Origin of the sequence: Streptomyces inhibens (genome assembly GCF_003389455.1) — a bacterium.
Taxonomy (GTDB): Bacteria; Actinomycetota; Actinomycetes; order Streptomycetales; family Streptomycetaceae; genus Streptomyces; species Streptomyces inhibens.
This window is the reverse complement of the sequence record NZ_QUAC01000042.1, coordinates 40789-58208: the sequence shown is the minus strand read 5'-3', so window position 1 is coordinate 58208 and position 17420 is coordinate 40789. Positions and strand designations below refer to the sequence as shown.

Sequence of the window (17420 nt, the reverse complement as noted above, 5' to 3'; positions counted from 1 at the left end):
ACTTCCTCGCCTTCCTCGGCCTGGCCGCCGCCCTGACCTGCTACAAGAAGCTCGCGAAACTTGCCACGTGAGACACCCTCTAAGGCCGTGGCAACCGCGTTGATCATCGGGCTCTGGGCCATCAAAGCCAGAGGCGGGCTTCGGCTCGGATTCGCAGCAGCACTCGTGGGAGGCTTTGGCGTCTGGTTCTGGGAAAGCATCATTACGGTGCCGCCCGACCCGACCACCGCTGTCAGACCGCGGCAAGTACTGGCCCAGGACCGCCGGGCCTTCTGGATCATCGCCCTGCTGAGTGGATCCCTCGGCGCAGTTGTCCTCGCATTGCTGATCGTTCTCAAGGTCTTTTACGACGTAGGCCTCAGGGATGGACTCTGGTGGGGGCTGATGGTTACGCCTGTGATCGGCCTCGGGGTCGGGTGTGTCTACTCGGCGTGGTGGAGATTCTTGGTGGTGCGCCTCCCACTGGCGGTGCTCGGGCAAGTGTCCTGGCGCCTGATGGGATTCCTTGCTGACGCACACGAGCACCGCGGGGTCCTGCGACAGGTGGGAGCGGTGCACCAGTTCCGCCACCGCAACCTCCAACGCCACCTGGCGGCACCACTACCGCCACCGCCACCGCCACCGCAGCAGCCTTGGTCCTCTGGCCCCGTACGTGATCGTCCGGACAGGTCCTAGCAGCGCTACGCCCGCTTAACTGGCCGCAGCATGACCGCGAAGACCGGGGAGTCAGGGAAAGGCTGCTGGCGGCCGACTTCCCTGTACCCCCATGCTTCGTACACGGCCTGTACGGCCCCGTCACCGTTGGCCGGATTCACCAGCAGCGTTACCCGCTCTTCCGGTCGATGAGTCAGCCATGCCTCGTGCAGCTGCCACGCGATGCTCCGGCCGCGCCAAGGCTTTCGGACCACGATCTCGTTCAAGGCGACAGTGCGGCTGCCGTTCTCTGCGGTCATCTTCCCGGGCAGCAGGGGTTTCATGTCCTCCCACCACTGGGTGTTCGCCCCAAGGCTGGTCCCGAAGCAGAAGCCGACGGGCTCTCCGTCCTCGAAGCCGAGTACCGCTGTCCAGCCGGGGCGGGAAGAGTACGCGGACAGTCGCTCGTCGAAGCGCTCGGCCTCGTAGAAGGGCCCGGTGAGCCCGAAGTCGCGATGCCTGACCTCGACGTGAATATCGAGTATCTGCTGCCGGATCTCGGGGAGGTCTGCGGCAACGTAGTGCTTGACGTCGACCGTCACAGTGCTTTCGCTCCTTCGGCGTAGCGGTCCGCCCACTCGATCGCGAGGGGGGTTCCGGGGGCTACCTGGTTCAGCCCGCGGTCGAACTGTTGCAGCAGCTGGCCGGTACGTCCCCGCGGGGGCGCTTCTCCCGTGGTGGGGAGAAGCGGCACCGCAGTGGCGACCGCCTGCTCTGCCTCACCCTGGGCGAGCTGCGCGAGCGCCAAGTGCACGCTGTAGTACAGCCGGTTGCGTCGATACTCCGGCTTGAGCTGTGCCAGGGTTCGGTGGAGACGAGCCTCCGACTCGTCGTAGTGGCCCAGGTCGGCCAAGACGAGTGCGGACAGGCCCTCCAGCTCGGCCTTGTCATAGAAGGAGATCCATGCCGGCCTCTCCTCAAGGAGATCCGCGCGCTCGTACGCCTTCTCGGCGTTCTCCAAGTTCCGCATGGCTTCGGATTCGTCGCCGACGGCGGACAGGATTCCTGCCAGTCGTGCATTTGCGAGTGAGCGGAGAAGCGGGTCCATCCGACAGGCGTACGTCCGGCGCCCTGCCTCGGCCGCGGCAATTGCATCGTGCACGTGCTGCTCCTGAAAGGCGAGGAGTGCTGCGTGCCCCCATAGCCGCATCTGCATTTCGCTGCTGCCAGCCAGGCCAGCCAGAGTCATGGCTCGGTGAAGATGGCCTTGTGCGCGTTCGGGCTGCTGGGCCTCAACGGCTGCCCAGAGGGCTGTCCCGGTGAAGGCGGCGGCGAGGTAGTACAGGCGCGCGCGGACGCGAGACTTGGCGTGTCCGATGTTTTGCAACTCCAGGGCGTGCTGGGCGTGCGCCAAGGCTCGTGTCTCCAGCCGAATCCCGGAGTTGCCTTCGTTGTCGGCTTCTACCAACTCGGCGAAGTTGCGCTGCAACCGGTCGGCGTCGCTCATGCCGACGCGTGCAGTGCCATTCGACGGGGTCGTGGGCAGCAGCGCGGCGGCCGTGATGGACGCAGCCGCGGTGGTGAAAGTGCGTCGCAGCACTGGATCCTCCGTTGGTGCTCGCGTTCGTGCAGCGGGAGGAACGAAGCCAAGGTTCTCCGCTGTGGTGCCGAATTCTTCTTCGAGAACGACGCGCTGTCTCTCCTGGGGCCACCGAGTTTTCCCGGTTAACCAGTTCCGGATGTGCCGGCCGGTGAGCTTGCCGGCCTGGTCGGTCAAGACTTCGATCCGCTTGTTCAGACGATCCGCCAGGCCGTCTTGAGTCAGTCCCTTCCGCTCCATCCGAGCGGCCAGGTGCGGGTTCCCTGTCATGTTCCCCACGGTAGGGGCGACAGCCCGGCTGCTCACCCCTCAAGGTAAAAATTTCCGGTCATACGCATCCAGATTTGTGGCGGAATTGCCTGTCCGGGTGGGGCAGTTGCGCAGTTATCTGAGTGCCCCGTCCCTTTCGCTGGTCCCAACGGACCCCGGGGGACGGGCAACCCCAATCCATTCACCGTGAGGTGAGGCGACGATGACCACCCCCGTATCCCTCGGGCTGGGGCACTACGAGCACCCGCTACTCGGCCGTCTCGTGGTCGATCACGCCCATGACGACCGCATTGGCGTCCTGCGCGCTATCGCCCCGGACGTGGGCGGCCCCAATGTGAAACCAATGCTGCGGATCCCGGACACTCCGCCGGTGGCCTGGCTGGTGCCGGAGGGCGGCGGCGTGGAGTGGAGCACGAATCCCGACGCGATCGAGGCCGCCCAGTGAGCTCCCTGACCATCCCCGCCGTCCTCTACGTCTGCGCCCAACGAGTTGGGCCCAGCTCGCTCGCAACCGAGCGAGCAAAGGAGGAAGGGCGTGCGTTCGCGGAGCGCAATGACCTTCGCATCGTGAAGGAGATTGTCGACTCGTATGGCGATCCCGTCCCTTGCCGGCGAAGCGGCTGGGCACGACTTCGCGAGATGGCGAAGAACGGCGAGATGGACGTCGTAATCGTGCGGTGGCCCAACGCGCTGAGCGTTGACCGGGCGTTGCGGGCCCCTGAACTGAAGCACCTCAAGCTGGGCCCCCTTGGCTGCGATGGCCAACGCGGGGGTATCCCGGTGAGCGCCCGACACGAGACAACGGCACCCTCACAGTCGATGCCGGCCGGCCTGCCGCGACGCACGCCGCAGGAAGCCGCCCGGAAGCTGGACGCGGAGCACAGGGAGCGGATGAGTGAACGTCCTCCGGATCTGTTCCGTGTCGCCCCCCGAGAGGTCTGGGCGCGCCTCCACCGGGTGCTCACGGAAGAGGAGGGTGACACGTGACGATGATCATTGGCTTGGGCATCGTCGCTGCGATTGGCGCTCTCGTGTACTTCGGCCCGAAGTGGAAGGGGCCGAAGTGACCAAGGAAGATCCGAGGAAGAGCCTGCCGTATCTCCTTCGTTTCGCCGTGCGGCATCCCGCGAAAACAATTCGGCGCAACCACGGCAAGACGATCCGGTACACAGGCGGCTTCGGGCTCGGCCAATGCGTCGGCTGCGGGGCCTTCGCGATCGCCGTCGTTGGCTGGCTCACCTACCAGTACGTCACGCACCTCACCTAAAGCCGGTCTCCTCCGGCACAACTGGCTCGCCCCTTGCGCCGGAGGAGACCTTCCAGCCGGGGCTCCCTCCGGTCCCGACGAGACCACCGCACCCCCGACAGCGGGCCGGTCCCGGGATGCGCGCAACGGAGGGAGCGGCGAGTTCCTCGCGGTCGATACCGGTGAGCTGCTGCCGGACGGGCAGATCATCGCGCCGCACCGATCGTCCGGCCCCGCATCGAAGGCTGAAGCCGCATGAGCCTCGGCGGCCTTCCAGCCTCTCCTTCTTCCGGTCCCATTCATCTCAACGGAGATCAGCCTTGCCTAACCAGGCACCACCTAGGGCAGAGCAGCGCCATACCTTTGCTGCGGCCGAACCGGCCCTCTCTCACCGCTCAATCCATCTGCGGGTGTATGCGCTGAGCCTGCTTGCTGCAGCACCCGCCTTGATGATCAGCGGGACGACCGCCTACAGCGCATACGTAAGCCCCATCAACCCCTATGCATCCACACTGTTCGTCTACTACGCCCGGTCCGTGTGTATCGCGGTGGCTGCGGGATGGTTGATCTGGCTGGCTTTCACGGCAGGCCAACGGCCGGCCGGCACGCGACCGCTTTCCACGGCGCTGCGCTGGGCAGGACTTGTTGTGGCTGTCACAGCCGTCCTGCTCAACCGGGCGGATCCCACCAGCAATTGGTGGGGGCTGCGGAATCTGACCGTGGCGGCAATGTTCGGGGCGCTGACCCTCGCCGTCATGAGGCGGTGCGGGGTCAGCCGGGCACAGCTGGGTATCTGGCCGCCGAGCGCGTCCACAGCGCGAGGCAGGGCCCAAGCGGTCGCGGTCGGCGCGACGGCCGCGTTCGCCGCGCTCATCACGATCACGATCGTGAACGCAGTGCCCACGTTCCTCCCTGGCGAAGGGAGCGCATATGGCGGATCCCAGGCCGACTACCTCGGCTGGAAGACCTTCTGGCTCCAAGCCGCGAACGTTGTCGTATCGGGGGTTATCGAGGATGTCGTCATGGTCGGGGCCATCGCCGCCCTCCTGACTATGGCGCGTCGACCGGCCTGGGAAATGTACGCCCTCAGCATCGTGCTGGAGGTCGGCATGCATCTGTACTTCGGTGTTCCGGCCATCGGACTTGTTGTCGTTGCTGCTGTGCGCCTTGCGCTGTACCGCGCCACTGGCAGGCTCACTCCCCTCGTCATCGGTCACATCGCCTACGGCCTCTTCAACGGACTGCTCGAAACCGGGTGGGCACTTGGCGCGATCCTCGCAGCCACCGCCTTGGTCGCGGTGATCACCGCCGGTGTCTGCACGCCCGCCCGCCAGACCGAGCCTGACGGCAAGGTGCGGGGGCGGTCCGCGTGACCCTGCCGCGCACCTACTGGTGCTATATGGGCTACTCAAATCCCCCGGCGGCTAAAGCGTCGCACGCGTGGTCGACGACGCCGTATCCCGGTCGAGCGATCGCCGCGGTGATCCGCAAGGGCCTCAAGAGCCCCTACGAAGCCGCATCCAAACTGCGGTCGGCCCTCGAAAAGCACGGCCTGGAGGTGCCTGACCTGACGGTTCAGCAAGGCAAGGTGGACCTGGGAACGATCACTGTGCAGACCGGTGACGCCTTGGCTCTCCTGCTCGGTGCCGACCCACAGAGCCTCGCGACGGATCTTGAGGACTGGGATGCGGGCTGGCGTCTCGCGGACCGGCTGGGCGCCGCGGTGAAGAAGGCCACCGGCGGCGACTTGCCAGACATCAAGTTCCATTCCTACTGCGCGCGTGGCTGCGGAAGCGCCGCCCTGGAGCTGGGCAGCCTCCCGGCCGCGACGGCCCGGCGCCTCGCGGCCACCCTGCGGAAGGCGAAGGCACGGCAACCCCAACGAGAGACCACAGCGGCCGAGAGGCATACCGCATGAAGACCGTGAAGATGCTGAACTGGAACGTTGAGAAGGGCGTCAACCCGCAACTTGCCGTTGCCTGGATGGCAAAGCAGAATGCCGACCTGATCTGCCAGCAGGAAGTACAACCCGGCCAACTCGGTTCCCTAGCAGACCACCTGGGCATGGATGGCTACGGTGCGACCATCCGTCCGGGATCGACCAACGACAACGCGATCTTCGTCAAGAAGGACGGACCGCTGGTCTTCGCCGAGGAGTACGCCCACCACTGGGCGCCGTGGCACGCCCCTGCGAACATCACCGTCAGGCTCCGGAACCTGGACGGGAGCCTGAGCCCACGACACATCAGCTGCGTGAGCGGTCACGCCTGCTACTGGTCGGCGGATATTCGAAGGACCGAGGCGCAGTGGTGCTCCACGCTCGCCAAACCGGGCTGGCTGGCGGTCCATTTCTGGGACTGGAACAGCTACCGAGCAGGTGAAGGCAGCCCATGGGAGGGCTACACGGACCATGCCTTCGTCACCAACCGGACGTACTTCGAGGGCGGCCGGCGGCATACCGACGACCGCCCGGACCGCGAACTGACCGCCGCCAAATACATCGAGATGGGGCGCTACGCGGCCGCACACCTCGACCAGCCTGATGCCATGGGGCCGACCGCTGGCTACCGCAAACACCATGGTCGGCCGACCACGCTGTGCTGCGTTGACCGCGGTTACCTCAGCCCCGAACTCGCCCCGGCTCTCGTTCGATTCACGGTATGCGATACCCCGCACTTGCGACGGATCTCAGATCACTTGCCACTGCTCGCCGAATACAGCTTCGACACCTTGCAGGACATCCTCCACCGGCGAATCGAGGTCTACCGCCCAGCCCTGCCCCAAAGGCACACGGTGACCACGAGCCCTGACTACGCCTCGGCGACCACCCACCTATCGCCAGACCGCGCCGAAAGGTCAACCACCGTGCCCGACCAGCAGAAGCTCACGGATGTGCCACAGCTCCAGAGGCACGACAAACTCACCGGCCAAAGGCGCAAGGCATTCATATTCGTCGCGGCTCGCGCCTACGACGACGGCCACAGCGTCAGGGACATCTCCGAACGCTGCCTGCGCAGCACCGCCTTCGTCCGCACGATCCTTCACGAGGGCGGAGTGGTCCTCCGCGCACGTGGAAGTGGCACCCGCGGACGTGATGGCCATCCGCGCCGGTGATCGGCCACATTCGCACTGCCTCCGCGGAATGCACGCATGAGCCGCCGCACCCAACTGTGGGCCAAAGCCGTCATGGCACTTGCAGTGATCGCGGTTCTCTACGGCATCGGCGCCAGCGGCGCCCACCACTGAAGGGGGAGCACATGCTCCTCGCCGGGCACCCAGCGCCGCCGCCGTTGGACGGCGCACCGCCATCCCGCCGCCGGTACGAGCAGCAGGCCAGAGGCTGATCATGACGACCCCAGAACTCGACGACTACCAGTGGGAGCCGGTCACCACCGCACGTGTGCACGACTATCTGTCAGGCGGCACCGACAATTACGCCGCGGATCGGGAGCTGGCCCACCAGCTCCTCCAGACGGCTCCCTGGCTGCGGATCATGGTCCGCATCAACACAACATGCCCGAACGGTCATGTTCGAAGGGTATGCGGGGACTTCAGAGTCCGGATTCGCCGAGGAGGTCGCGGCGAACGAAGCGGTGGCGCGCATGGACTACCTCGAAGACATCTACCGGGACTGGAACGACGGTGGCACGTCTACCGGAGGGGCCGCCGAGCGCATCTCTGCCGAGTTCGAGCGTATCCGCCGCGAGCTGGGCGACCTGCCCGGCGTCGTTGCCTCCCCCGCCCGGCTCCGCACCATGCTGGAGCACTTGGCCAAGACCCTGCACCCCGGCGTCCTCAACGACTGCTTCTACCAGGCGTCGACGGCGGTCTGTTGCAAGCGGGCCAAGGCGGCAGGGCGGCCCTTGCCGCTGCACAACATGTGCCTGAGCTGCCCCAACGCCCGGCGATCCACGATCCACGTCCCCCGGCTGCGAACAGCACGGGACCAGGCCCTGTCCGTACTGGACATGCGGCAGATGGACCGCGAGGCACTACCCCGGCTTCAGGTCATCGCCCTGGCTGACTACGCCGCGGAACTCGACGACCTGCTCACAGGTCTGCAGGCAGAACAGCCTGAGGGAGGCCGGCACACCGTATGAACGAGGAAACGGACCTGAGGATCCGGCAGACCTTCGACCGTCTGCGCCACGGCAGTCGCCCGCTGACGGATATCGACCAGGCGCTGATGGACGCCTTCGAACGGCTGATGCACGGCCTGTCCGAGACCACCGACGGCAAGGTCACGATCGTCAGTGTGTGCACCGAAGCCGATGTCTCCCGCGCCTCCTACTACCGCTCGCCGGTGGCGCAGGCGGTGAAGGAGATTCTGGAGGCGCCGCAGCCCGGCGCCCGGAACCGGAGGAACTGCGGGCGGAGGTATCCCGGCTGAAGAAGGCGGAGCGCGAGCTTCGCCGAGAACACGCCTCCGAGGTCCGCGAGCTGAAGGACACTCTGGCCGCCTACGCCAATCAGATCCAGGTCCTGACCTTGCGCAATGCCGAGTTGGAGGCGCACAACGCTCGTCTCCTCGAACGGCTGCGGCATTCTGGAGAGAACGTCGCTGTCCTGCCGGCCCCGGGCCGTCCCTCGCCCTGAGCGGGCGCATCACCTGCCGGTTCGCACCGCCTTCGCCAGTGTGACTAATGTGTCGCGCGAGGGGCATACGCGCTCACCGTAGGGATATCCCTGAGCGGGATGAGCGGGCCTTTGTCCTGGCAGAGCACACGGTCTTGGCGAGTGGTATGTGAGCAATCTGGTGATGCGCGAGCTGGATGAGACGGCCACCGGCGGCCCGATTGGGGCACGCCTGGCTGCCTGGCGGCTGCGCCGGGGACTGACCCGCGAGGACCTAGCCTCCGGCACTGGCCTGCCGCTCGACTACGTCGCCGCGCTGGAGACGGGCGGGGAGTGGATGGACCGCCGCGGCCGGTTGGCGGCGCTGGCCGCCGCCTTGCGGTTGGATGTCGCGGATTTGACCGGGCAGCCCTACCCGCCGCGCGGGGAAGAGCACGCGGCGGTGCGGGCGGTCGCCTTCCACCTGCGACGCCGCGTCGCTCGCCTGCATCCGGATTCGGCCGCCGGCATGCCGCTGGAGGAACTGGCCGAGCAGACCCGGGCTGCCGCACGGGCCGATGCGGTGGGCGATGAGCACGCTCTCGCGCTCGCACTGCCGGAGCTGATCGAGGCTGCGGACCACGCGGTCGTCACTGCCCCGGCGCTTGGGCGGGCGGAGGCGATGCGGCTGCGGGTTCAGGTACATGTGCTGGGCGCCGGGCTGCTGCGGCGCCTGGGCTACAAGGACCTGGCGTGGATGCTGCTGCACCACGCCCGCCCCGACACCCATGAACCGCTGCCAGTGCTGGTCGAGGAGGTGCGGCTCCTGATCGACCTCGGCTTGCCGGAGTACGCGCTGGCCCGCGCCGAACGCGCCGAGGACGCCGGAGCCGGGTGGGAGCTGCCGGCGCTGGCCGCTGTCGCCCAGGCCATGGCCGGACGCCGCCAGCACGCCGAACAGCTCCTAGCCAAGGCCGCCGGGCGGGCCGCCGACGCACGGGAGTCGGCCATGGTGGTCGCGGCCCGCTCCGCCGTCGCCGCCGAGCACGGCGACGCCGAGGAGGCCGCCGTGCACGCCCGCGCGGCGGAGCTGACCGCGCTCGACGGCGCTCAGCGATCCCGCCTGCTGACGGTCGCCGCCGCGGCCGAGGCCCGCCAGGACCGCGCCGATCAGGCCGCCGCCCGCCTCGTCGAGGCCGACACGGCGGCGCCTCTGCGGCTTCGGCTGGACCCCTTCGCCCGGGAACTGGTCGCCGCGCTCGCCGCCCGCACCACCAACACCGTCCAGGTCGCAGCGGTGCGGAATCTGGCCGAGCGGGCCGGGCTGCGGTGACGCCACCGGTCTTGGCGGGAAAGACCCCTGGGGGCGGGAGGCTCGCCCTACGCTACGGCTGAGGCACGGGAGTTGAGGCAGGGTTCATGGACGAAGAGCAGGCCAGGCGGATCGGCGAGCGTCTGCGCTCGGCCCGCCGCCAGCGCGGGATGAGCCTGCGCAACCTCGCGGGCATGGCCGGGGTGTCGGTCGGCTACCTGTCGATGGTGGAGAACGGTCATCGGCTACTGGACCGCTCCAGCCATATCACCGCCTTCGCCGAGGCTCTGCAGATTGCCCCGTCCGAGCTGACCGGTCAGCCCTTCGCCCCGGTGGACCCGCACGCGAGCACGGCCCATGAGGCGATCCCGGCCCTGCGGCTGACGCTGATGGGGATCACCATGACCGCTCCGCCGGACCGCCGCCCACCCCGGGTTCCGGCGGCGGTGCTGGCCGAGCGGGTGGAGCAGGCCAACCGGCTCTACCACGCGGCCGAATACTGCACCCTCGCCGCAGGTCTGCCCGTGCTGCTGGCCGACCTGCACGCCGCTGCCGAGGCCGCCGACGGTGCCGCCCGGCGCGCGTTGCTGAAGCTGCTGGCAGACGCCTACCACCCGGCCTGCACGCTGCTGCTGAAGAACCTCGGCTACACCGACCTGGCGTTCATCGCGGTCACCCGGGCGTCCGAGGCGATCGTGGAACTGGACGACCCGGTCTACTCCGCCCTCTCCGGCTTCTTCCACACCCACGTGCTGATGTCGGCCGGCAGCCCCACCCAGGCCCTGGCCCAGGCCACCGCCGCAGCCAACACCTTGGAAGCGCATCTGACCAGCCCGGATGCGCACGCTCTGCTCGGCGAACTCCACCTGATCTCCGCCACCTCGCTGACCCAGGACCGGCAGCGGCCCGGGAAGGCCCGTGCCGCAGAAGTCCGCGGCCACCTCGCCGAGGCCGCGAACCTCGCTGGCCGCACCGGCGAGACGCGGGCCTGGCGCCTGAACTTCGGCCCCACCAACGTCGGCATCCACCAGGTGAGCCTCAACACCGACCTGGGTCTGCACGGCGAGGCCGTCACCGCCGGGGGCGGGGTACATCCCGAGGCCCTGGAACACGCTCCGGGGCGGCAGGCCGCCTTCCATGCCGATCTGGGCCGGTCCCTGTCCCATCTGCGCGGCCGGGACGCCGAGGCGGTCGCGGCCCTGCTGACCGCCGAGCAGATCGCCCCCCAGCGCATCTACGCCAACGCGCCGGTGAGGAACACCGTCGAGTTCCTCACCGACCGGCAGCTACCCGCCCACACCGCCCGGGACCTGCGGGGCCTGGCCCACCGCATCGGACTGCCACTCTGACCGGCGACACCTCTCCGTCCGGCTGAAGAGATAAGCCCGTACGCGTTTGAGAGCACATTCGTACACCGTTGAGCACGTTCGCCCGTACACGCCTGTGCGTGGAGTCCGTACGCGACGGAGCACGGTGCTTCGTACGCGAACGCTCCCTCCGGCGGTGCCTCGTCGGCCCTGAACTGGTTCGGGGGCTGTGGGTTCACGACAGTGAACACCCCTGCATGCTGGGGCTCTTACCCTCGGTCACGGTCCGGGCGGCTGCCGCCCGGAGAGAGGGTGAGCTGCGCGATGTCCAGCACTGCGATGCACCACGACCTCCAGGTGATCTCCACGGCCGAGCACGTCCCGCTGGCCCGCCGTGAGACCGTCAAAGTCCTCACAGGCTGGGGTATGTCCGAGCAGGTCGTGGACACAGCGTGCCTGATCATCAGCGAGCTCGTGACGAACGTGGTGCAGCACGCGGCTGTGCTCTCGCCCACCGCCACGGTCAGCTTCGCCGTTGAGGACGGGGCCGAGCTGATGCTGGCCGTCGCGGATGCCCACCCGTTCAAGCCGAAGCCCCTACCGGCTGCCCACGACCTCGGGGGCCGCGGCCTGTTCCTGGTCAACGCCCTGGTGCGGGAGGTCCGTGGCCGGGGCGAGGTCGTCCCGGAGCCGGCTACCGGAGGCAAGCGGATCGTCATCCGCCTGCCCCTGGTCCCCGCCGAGAACCCCAAGAGAGAAGGAAGCTCCGCGTGTTCATCGACATCCCGAGCGAACTCGAAGCCGCTCTGATCGACCGTTCTCTCCCGCCCTGGGAACTGGACGGCTCGTTCCTGGCGCAGTCCACCATGGAGCGGTACCAGACCGAGCTGACGGCCACCGCGCGGTTCGAGGAAACCGCCGCGATCCTGCGCCACGCGCTGACCGGGGAGGGCGGCGGATACGCCGTGCTGCGCCTGGGAAACCTCGCCAAGGCCCTGGGGACCGGCGACCGGTTCCGGCGGCTGGCGACGGCCTTCGCGGCCGAGGTGGCGGTCCCCTTCTCGCCCTTCCCGCGGTGGCCCCTGTGGAAGGACATCGGAGTCAAGGTCGACAAGGACCCCGGGCGCTCCAGCGGCATCGGGTACAACGCGTTCCACATGGACCTGGTGAACGCGACCCGGCCCCCGGACTACACCACGCTTTTGTGCGTCCGTCCCGACCCGCTCGGCGGCGGCCCCAGCATCCTCTCCGACGCCCACGCGGCGGTGGCGCGGCTGTCGGAGGACAGCCGCGCCCTGCTGGCCGAGTCGGCCTACCACTACGGGATCTTCTTCGACCTGTTCGGCGTGGGCGAGGAGTACAAGCCGTTTCCGATCCTGGAAGGCTCCGACCCGGGTGAGGGGTTCGTCCGGTTCACCGCCAAGATGCTGGAGCGGTCCGAGCTCGGCCAGGCGCACGCCGACGCCGCCCGGGAGCTCGCCGAGGAGCTCGTCCGGGGTCAGGTCTCCTTCATGCTCCAGCCCGGGGACTACCTCATCGTGAACCAGCGCCGCTTCCTGCACGGTCGGGAGGCGCTCCGCAGCGGTCAGGAGACCGTCCCCGCCACCGACAGGCGGCTACTCCTCCAGTTGTTCCTCCGCGCGCCGGCCGGCGCCGGCTCGGCCGCGTAGCCGGCCGACGGCACCGGTGACCCACCGAGTCCCGCCCTTCGGGTCCAGCCCCCGAGCACGCGGCACGGCCACGGGGCGGGGCCCGGTCGGGCACCCCCGGAAACGGTCGCGCACCGGGCTCCCCGGGCCCGTGCGCGTTAGATGCACGAGTTGCGCAGCGACTGCCACACCGCGCCGGCCAGCGCCCGCGTCGCCCGCGGGACCGACAGATGCTCGTGCTCGCGGTACAGGGCCCAGTTGTATTGCACGAGGGAGAGCTTGTTGGAGGACAGCGATCCCGCCTGGTGGGCCCTGTACACCGCAAGCGGCTCAGCAAGGCCCCGGGCGTCAGCGCCGTCCCGCATGATCGACAGCCAGAGGGCGTAGTCCTGGCGCTTGCGCATCTCCGGCATCAGCCTCGTGCCCAGGACATTGCGGTCGTACATGGCGGTGAGAGCACCGATGTGGTCTTGGACCAGCATCGCGCGGTAGTCCACGTGCTCCCGCGCACGGATCACCCGCCCGTTCGGGACCCAGACGGTGCTCTCGCGGTCGTAGTCGGCGTCCATCTTGAAGTACGAGGTGAACGTCAAAGGCGCATCGCCTTCCGCGGCGAAGGCGAGCTGCTTCTCGGTCTTCTCCGGAAGCCACATGTCGTCGCTGTCGAGGAAGGCGATGTAGTCCCCGCGGGCCCGCTCGATCGCGAGGTTGCGGGCCCGGCCCGCACCGCCCCGTTCGGGTGCCGACTTTGGCAGGACGCGCTTGTCCTGCTCGGCGAACTCGCGGAGCAGGTCCATGGAGCCATCGGAGGACTGGTCGTCGGTGACCAGCAGCTCCAGGTCGCTGTGGGTCTGCGTGAGCACCGATCGGACGGCTGCGCCGAGGGTGGCTGCCGAGTTGTACACGGGCATCACGACAGACACCAGGGGCACAGCGCTTCTCCTTGCCAGATCAGGAACGACGGTCCATTCAAGCACCGCAATCGAGTAGGAGCTGCCATGCAGATAGTTGTCGCTGGTCAGGGCTATGTAGGGCTTCCCCTGGCCGTACGCGCCGCCGAGGTGGGTCACCGTGTCGTCGGCTACGACGTGGACCCGCACCGCGTCCAGCAGCTCGCGGCCGGCCAGTCCTACGTGGAGGACGTGGCCTCCTCGCGGCTCCGCGCAGTGCTGGACTCCGGGGTCTACTCCGCGACCGCCGACGCTGCCGCGCTGGCCGGCTTCGACATCGCGGTGATCACCGTGCCGACCCCGCTGCGGGACGGCGTGCCCGACCTGACCTACATCGAGTCCTGCGCCCAGACCCTGGGCGAGCACCTTCGCCCCGGCGCAACCGTTGTACTGGAGTCCACGACCTATCCCGGCACCACCGAGGAACTGCTGCTGCCGATCCTGGAGAAGACGTCGGGCCTCAAAGGCGGAGTGGACTTCCTGGCCGGTTTCAGTCCCGAGCGTATCGCTCCGGGAAACAAGCGGTGGTCGTTCGACGGGACGCCGAAATTGGTGTCCGGAATCGACGCCAAATCACTCGATACGATCAAGGGTTTCTACGACGGCATCTTTCAGACCACGGTACCGGTATCCGGGACCAAGGTCGCCGAGCTGGCCAAGCTGATCGAGAACACGTTCCGGTTCGTCAACATCTCCATGGTCAACGAGATGGCGATGCTGGCTGCTCCCCTCGGCGTGAACATCTGGGAGGCGATCGACGCCGCCGCGACCAAGCCCTTCGGATTCACGCGGTTCACCCCGGGGCCGGGAGTCGGCGGGCACTGCCTGCCCGTCGACCCGTTGTTCCTCTCGTGGAAGGTCCAGCAGGAGCTCGGCGTCCCTTTCCGATTCGTGGAACTCGCCGACGACGTGAACCGGCACATGCCCGACTACGTCGTCCGGCGTCTCGTGGAAGCACTCGACAAGCGCGGCATGACCATCAACGGATCTCGGATCCTGCTGCTCGGCCTGACCTACAAATACAACGCCACTGACCTTCGCAATTCCCCTTCGGCACGTGTCGCCGAACTTCTCATCAACCTCGGCGCCGAGGTCCGCGGCGCCGACCCCAACATCCCGGACGGCGACGACACCAAGCTGATCGTGACCCGGGTCGATGCGATCCCGGAGGAGATCACGGCCTCCGATGCCGTGGTGCTCCTCATGGACCACACCCGATTCGACCTCCCGATGGTCGAGAAGAACGCGCCCTACGTTCTCGACTGCCGAAACCGCCTTTCCGGACCGAACGTAGAAACTCTTTAGCTCCTCGAAATCCCCCGCCCCGCTGCCGATCTTCCATCCCCAGGAGTTCTCTTGCGCGACGAATGGGAACACGCCCACACGGACTACATCATGCCCGTGCAGCGTCGCATTCCTGCCTCGCTGGCCGAAAGCGAGAGCGACTGGCGCCACTACCTGGAACGCTCAACCCCCAACGGCTGGCTGATACGACACAACGCCATGACCGAGGCGCTCGTCAGCGGACAGCCGATGTACCTGCTGCACGTCACCAGGGACATCGAAGCCATCCGCACCAGCCGGCAGTTGCACGTCTCCACCGGTTGCCTGGTCGGAGCCCTGTACTGCTCGCCTCTCGCCAGTCAGCGCGAGGGACTGCGCCCACACAACCTCGGCGCCTACCTGATGCGGACGAAGCCTTCCACCAAGCCCATGGTCTTCGAGGTCATCCCGGATGCACCGATCCGGCCCAAGGGCGTCGACTACCTGCATCTCGGTGCCATCCACCTGCGTACCTACCTGCGTTACCAGAGCTTCCTCACCCCGGCCGAGAACGACCAGCTCGACCGCGCCGTGCTGGCCGGGCTGCGCGCCGCGGCCGTGTTCCTCGACGTCGCCTTGCGCAACGCCGCCGGCCATGCCACTTCGGCACCCGAGTTCATCGACCAGTTGTCCGACGCCGTGGTCCACGTGCCGTTCCTCGGTTACCTGTACTTCGAGGTTCTGTCCGAATACCTGATGCTCCACTCCGCTACTCCGGAGACCAAGACCTATGCCCAGGCGGGAGAGCTGAACAACTGGCTCTACAAACGACTCGCCTTCGCCGCCGTGGACGGCATGGGCCAGTTGTTCGACCTGGCCCGTTTCAATCCGCGCCATCACCGGCTCGTCCAGCTCATCGAAGGCATAGAACCGGCTCTCGGCCCGGGAGTCGCCGAGTACGTTCGGCGACGACTGTCCCACCTGTTCGCCCGGACTGCGCTGCACCCGTCCCAGGATGCGGCATCGGTCACCTTCCAGGGCGCTGATCTCAGTACGATCCAGAAAGCCGCGCCTGGACTGATCGGCCAGATGATCTTCCGCGAGATCCGGTACATGCCCCGCTATCAGCAGCTGTACCACTGCTTCGAGAAAGCCAAGGCTCTTGAGGCATGGGACTACTGGAACAGCGAGGGAATACCCACCCCCTTCAATGGAATCCTCCCCAAGGGAGAGATTGGAATAAATCCCGTCTACCCCCGATCGTCAGTCAGAGTGTGGACGGCAGAGCAGGACAGTAAGGGCTATTTACATCCGGCCGAGGAGGTCACGGCCGTCTTCACGCCGCACCTGGCGTCGTGGTGGGCGCCTCCCCGTCAGCGCGAGATGCAGAACGCCACCGATGATTCACGAGTCGAGTTGGCCCTGGGAGCCCGATCTCCGATTCCCACCCGACGGTTATCGATGAATGGAGTTTCCGCATGACCACCAAACTCCTGAACATCTTGACCGGCATCAACCGCACCTCCGTGCCTTCGTCCGGGAGTATGATCCTCGTCAACGATCTCTACGGCGCGATGCCTGAAATCCATACGACCTTCCTGGGCAGGGCACCGGTCGATCAGGCTTGGAAGGCTGCGTTTGATCAGCTGATCAGCCTCTCCACGACGAAACGCCCTCAAGGCCCGGACTTCGACCCCTACGTTGACGAGTTGACGCGTGAGGTCGGTGTGCTCATCGAGAAGATCCAGCCGAATGCCATTCACGCCCAGTACCTCGGGTTCGCTCTCAGCCTGGCCTTCACCCGAACTGCTGGCAACATCCCGATCATCGCCATCGCCCACGGCCCCGACGTGATGGTGGCCGAGCGCAGCGCATCGGAACGCGAGGTCATGAATGAAGTTGCTGCCGCAAGCGCTGCGATCGTCGCCCCGACCTCCGTGCTCGCCGACCGCATCGACCGTCTCACCGGACGCCGATTCACCGATCGACTCACCGTCATCCCGTGGGGTATCCGTTTGAGCGATGCCCGGGTACGCGATCAACCGCCTACTGGAATCGGACCCCTGTCTCTGGTGCACGCCGGTCGTCTGGACGACAACAAATCCACGATCACCGCCGTCGAAGCCCTCGCTTTAACCGATCAGCCGCACCACTTGACCGTGATCGGTAAAGGAATCCTACGGGAGCATCTGGAACAGCGGGCTATCGAACTCGGGCTACGGGACCGGATTCAGTTTGAGCCGTTCCTGCCCCGCGCCGAACTGTGGCGCCGCCTGCCGAACTTCGACGCCTTCGTCTTCACGACCAGGGGTCTGGAGGCTTTCGGGCTCGTCCTCATTGAGGCCCAAGCCCACGGACTTCCGGTTGCCTACTCCGATCTTCCCGGTGTGAGGGAAATCCTCGGGAGCTCTGGCGTTCCCTACACTCCTGGCGACCCGCGCTCGCTGGCCGTGGCCCTAGACGAGATGGGTCGGGACTTCCACCGGCGCAAGGCCCTGACCAAGGCGGCTCTCAATAACGCACGCCGATACGACATCACTACCACCGGCCGCCAGCTTCGCGAACTGACGCTCCGAGTTACCTCCTAAGCCCGGTGTTTCGAGACCAGCCTCGGGACTGGTGAGGTCGCGTGTTCA

Annotated in this window: 18 protein-coding genes and 2 pseudogenes; 17 read left to right on the top strand and 3 right to left on the bottom strand. The window is 67.1% G+C overall.

Going from position 1 to position 17420, the window contains the following annotated elements; all coding sequences use genetic code 11:
- Window positions 1–680 precede the first annotated feature (680 nt).
- Together DY245_RS06565 and DY245_RS06560 are read right to left on the bottom strand one after the other, a co-directional pair.
- On the bottom strand, window positions 681–1235 hold the full coding sequence (locus DY245_RS06565; protein ID WP_128504478.1) for a GNAT family N-acetyltransferase: 555 nt from the start codon (window positions 1233–1235) through the stop codon (window positions 681–683).
- A complete protein-coding gene (locus DY245_RS06560; RefSeq protein ID WP_128504476.1) occupies window positions 1232–2503 on the bottom strand; it encodes an NsdA family TPR-like regulatory protein in 1272 nt (423 codons plus the stop codon). Before DY245_RS06560 ends, DY245_RS06565 begins: the two co-directional genes overlap by 4 nt.
- 202 nt (window positions 2504–2705) lie before the next feature.
- On the opposite strand from DY245_RS06560, the gene DY245_RS06555 reads away from it, so the two are divergent.
- From DY245_RS06555 to DY245_RS06500, 14 genes and pseudogenes are all read left to right on the top strand, one after another.
- Entirely contained in the window at window positions 2706–2948 is a 243-nt protein-coding gene (locus DY245_RS06555; protein WP_128504474.1) for a hypothetical protein, read from the top strand.
- A 122-nt stretch (window positions 2949–3070) separates the two neighbouring features.
- Window positions 3071–3490, top strand: coding sequence for a hypothetical protein (locus DY245_RS06550; protein ID WP_128504472.1), 420 nt, complete (start codon window positions 3071–3073; stop codon window positions 3488–3490).
- 76 nt (window positions 3491–3566) lie between these two features.
- Window positions 3567–3770, top strand: coding sequence for a hypothetical protein (locus DY245_RS06545; RefSeq protein WP_128504469.1), 204 nt, complete (start codon window positions 3567–3569; stop codon window positions 3768–3770).
- 133 nt (window positions 3771–3903) lie between these two features.
- Window positions 3904–4008: pseudogene (locus DY245_RS48170) on the top strand (DUF5999 family protein); the annotation flags it as partial.
- 61 nt (window positions 4009–4069) lie between these two features.
- Window positions 4070–5122 carry a hypothetical protein gene (locus tag DY245_RS06540; RefSeq protein WP_128504467.1) on the top strand — a complete coding sequence of 351 codons (1053 nt, stop codon included), beginning with the start codon at window positions 4070–4072 and terminating at the stop codon, window positions 5120–5122.
- Entirely contained in the window at window positions 5119–5667 is a 549-nt protein-coding gene (locus DY245_RS06535) for a hypothetical protein (RefSeq protein WP_128504464.1), read from the top strand. The genes DY245_RS06540 and DY245_RS06535 overlap by 4 nt, the downstream gene beginning before the upstream one ends.
- Window positions 5664–6863, top strand: a complete 1200-nt coding sequence (locus DY245_RS06530) for an endonuclease/exonuclease/phosphatase family protein (protein ID WP_128504462.1) — start codon at window positions 5664–5666, stop codon at window positions 6861–6863. The genes DY245_RS06535 and DY245_RS06530 overlap by 4 nt, the downstream gene beginning before the upstream one ends.
- A 232-nt stretch (window positions 6864–7095) precedes the next feature.
- Window positions 7096–7230, top strand: a pseudogene (locus DY245_RS45905) (SAM-dependent methyltransferase); the annotation flags it as partial.
- A 46-nt stretch (window positions 7231–7276) separates the two neighbouring features.
- Entirely contained in the window at window positions 7277–7849 is a 573-nt protein-coding gene (locus tag DY245_RS06525; RefSeq protein WP_244942871.1) for a hypothetical protein, read from the top strand.
- Window positions 7846–8139 (top strand): hypothetical protein, encoded by a 294-nt coding sequence (locus DY245_RS06520; protein ID WP_128504458.1) that lies wholly within the window; start codon window positions 7846–7848, stop codon window positions 8137–8139. The genes DY245_RS06525 and DY245_RS06520 overlap by 4 nt, the downstream gene beginning before the upstream one ends.
- A 369-nt stretch (window positions 8140–8508) precedes the next feature.
- A complete protein-coding gene (locus DY245_RS06515; protein ID WP_128504490.1) occupies window positions 8509–9636 on the top strand; it encodes a helix-turn-helix domain-containing protein in 1128 nt (375 codons plus the stop codon).
- 86 nt (window positions 9637–9722) lie between these two features.
- A complete protein-coding gene (locus DY245_RS06510; protein WP_128504455.1) occupies window positions 9723–10964 on the top strand; it encodes a helix-turn-helix domain-containing protein in 1242 nt (413 codons plus the stop codon).
- A gap of 282 nt (window positions 10965–11246) precedes the next feature.
- Window positions 11247–11732 carry an ATP-binding protein gene (locus DY245_RS06505; RefSeq protein ID WP_128504453.1) on the top strand — a complete coding sequence of 162 codons (486 nt, stop codon included), beginning with the start codon at window positions 11247–11249 and terminating at the stop codon, window positions 11730–11732.
- Window positions 11693–12592, top strand: a complete 900-nt coding sequence (locus tag DY245_RS06500; RefSeq protein ID WP_128504451.1) for a TauD/TfdA family dioxygenase — start codon at window positions 11693–11695, stop codon at window positions 12590–12592. Before DY245_RS06505 ends, DY245_RS06500 begins: the two co-directional genes overlap by 40 nt.
- A 137-nt stretch (window positions 12593–12729) precedes the next feature.
- Here DY245_RS06500 and DY245_RS06495 read toward each other — a convergent pair whose 3' ends face one another.
- The gene (locus DY245_RS06495; RefSeq protein WP_128504449.1) at window positions 12730–13503 is read right to left on the bottom strand and encodes a glycosyltransferase family 2 protein; all 774 of its coding nucleotides are present in this window, start codon (window positions 13501–13503) and stop codon (window positions 12730–12732) included.
- Between the two features lie 66 nt (window positions 13504–13569).
- Here DY245_RS06495 and DY245_RS06490 point away from each other — a divergent pair, with 66 nt between their 5' ends.
- From DY245_RS06490 to DY245_RS06480, 3 genes are read left to right on the top strand one after another with little or no spacing between them, the layout of a single operon-like run.
- Window positions 13570–14826: a nucleotide sugar dehydrogenase gene (locus DY245_RS06490; protein WP_128504447.1), complete on the top strand. Its 1257-nt coding sequence runs from the start codon at window positions 13570–13572 to the stop codon at window positions 14824–14826.
- Window positions 14827–14877: 51 nt separating this feature from the next.
- The gene (locus DY245_RS06485; protein ID WP_128504445.1) at window positions 14878–16266 is read left to right on the top strand and encodes a hypothetical protein; all 1389 of its coding nucleotides are present in this window, start codon (window positions 14878–14880) and stop codon (window positions 16264–16266) included.
- Window positions 16263–17372 carry a glycosyltransferase family 4 protein gene (locus tag DY245_RS06480; protein ID WP_128504443.1) on the top strand — a complete coding sequence of 370 codons (1110 nt, stop codon included), beginning with the start codon at window positions 16263–16265 and terminating at the stop codon, window positions 17370–17372. The genes DY245_RS06485 and DY245_RS06480 overlap by 4 nt, the downstream gene beginning before the upstream one ends.
- The last annotated feature ends 48 nt before the right edge of the window (window positions 17373–17420 follow it).